We start from the raw sequence: 1,876 nt of genomic DNA, 5'->3' as shown, positions 1-1,876 counted from the left end.
CAGGTGTGTGGATGGGTAGGGGAGCGTCGTATGGCGGGTGAAGCGGCGGAGTGATCCAGCCGTGGACGCCATACGAGTGAGAATGCAGGCATGAGTAGCGAATGAAGGGTGAGAACCCCTTCCGCCGGATGACCAAGGGTTCCAGGGCCAGGCTAATCCGCCCTGGGTGAGTCGGGGCCTAAGGCGAGGCCGAGAGGCGTAGTCGATGGATAACGGGTTGATATTCCCGTACCCGCGTAGGAGCGCCCAAGACGAACCTACTTGTACTAACCACGCGAAGCCGGCGAGGACTTCGGTTCGAGTTGGTGGAGTCTGGGACCTCGGGTGGTAGTAGTTTAGCGATGGGGTGACGCAGGAAGGTAGCTGATCCCGGCCGGTGGTTGTGCCGGGGTAAGCGTGTAGGCCGGTGCGTAGGCAAATCCGCGCACTATTGAGGCTGAGACGTGATGCCGAGCCGTTCTGGTGAAGTCAGTGATCCTATGCTGCCGAGAAAAGCCTCTAGCGATGTTCCGAGCGGCCCGTACCCGAAACCGACACAGGTGGTCAGGTAGAGAATACCAAGGCGACGGGTGAACTGTGGTTAAGGAACTCGGCAAATTGCCCCCGTAACTTAGGGAGAAGGGGGGCCGGACGCGTGAAGCCCCTTTGCGGGTGGAGCGTGGTATGGCCGCAGAGAGCAGGGGGAAGCGACTGTTTACTAAAAACACAGGTCCATGCCAAGTCGTAAGACGATGTATATGGACTGACGCCTGCCCGGTGCTGGAACGTTAAGGGGACCTGTTAGCTCTTCGGGGCGAAGCGGAGAACTTAAGCGCCAGTAAACGGCGGTGGTAACTATAACCATCCTAAGGTAGCGAAATTCCTTGTCGGGTAAGTTCCGACCTGCACGAATGGCGTAACGACTTCCCCACTGTCTCAACCACAGGCCCGGCGAAATTGCAGTACGAGTAAAGATGCTCGTTACGCGCGGCAGGACGGAAAGACCCCGGGACCTTTACTATAGCTTGACATTGGTATCCGAATTAGCTTGTGTAGGATAGGTGGGAGCCTGTGAAACTCAGACGCCAGTTTGGGTGGAGGCAATGTTGAAATACCACTCTGGTTGGTTTGGGTATCTAACTTGCGGCCCTGATCGGGTCGAGGGACAGTGTCTGGTGGGTAGTTTAACTGGGGCGGTTGCCTCCTAAAGGGTAACGGAGGCGCCCAAAGGTTCCCTCAGCCTGGTTGGCAATCAGGTGTTGAGTGTAAGTGCACAAGGGAGCTTGACTGTGAGACTGACGGGTCGAGCAGGGACGAAAGTCGGGACTAGTGATCCGGCACTTGCGTGTGGAAGCGGTGTCGCTCAACGGATAAAAGGTACCCCGGGGATAACAGGCTGATCTTCCCCAAGAGTCCATATCGACGGGATGGTTTGGCACCTCGATGTCGGCTCGTCGCATCCTGGGGCTGTAGCAGGTCCCAAGGGTTGGGCTGTTCGCCCATTAAAGCGGTACGCGAGCTGGGTTTAGAACGTCGTGAGACAGTTCGGTCCCTATCCGCCGTGCGCGTTGGATACTTGAGAAGGGCTGTCCCTAGTACGAGAGGACCGGGACGGACGAACCTCTGGTGTGCCAGTTGTTCTGCCAAGGGCACGGCTGGTTGGCTACGTTCGGAAGGGATAACCGCTGAAAGCATCTAAGCGGGAAGCCTGCTTCGAGATGAGGTATCCCACCACCTTGAGTGGGTAAGGCCCCCAGCTAGACGACTGGGTTGATAGGCCGGAAATGTAAGCACGGTAACGTGTTGAGTTGACCGGTACTAATAGGCCGAGGGCTTAACCACCCTAAACATTGCGCTTGCGTCCACTGTGTGATTCACAGCAAACGAACAACCACCC

Annotated in this window: 1 rRNA gene; it reads left to right on the top strand. The window is 57.1% G+C overall.

The features are described from left to right. Window positions 1-1,821 (top strand): 23S ribosomal RNA (locus AC0NH5_RS42940); the annotation flags it as partial. Window positions 1,822-1,876 lie beyond the last annotated feature (55 nt).

This window comes from Actinoplanes sp. 13, from assembly GCF_056134165.1.
Note: the sequence above shows the minus strand (reverse complement) of the source record. Positions and strands in the feature narration are given on the sequence as shown.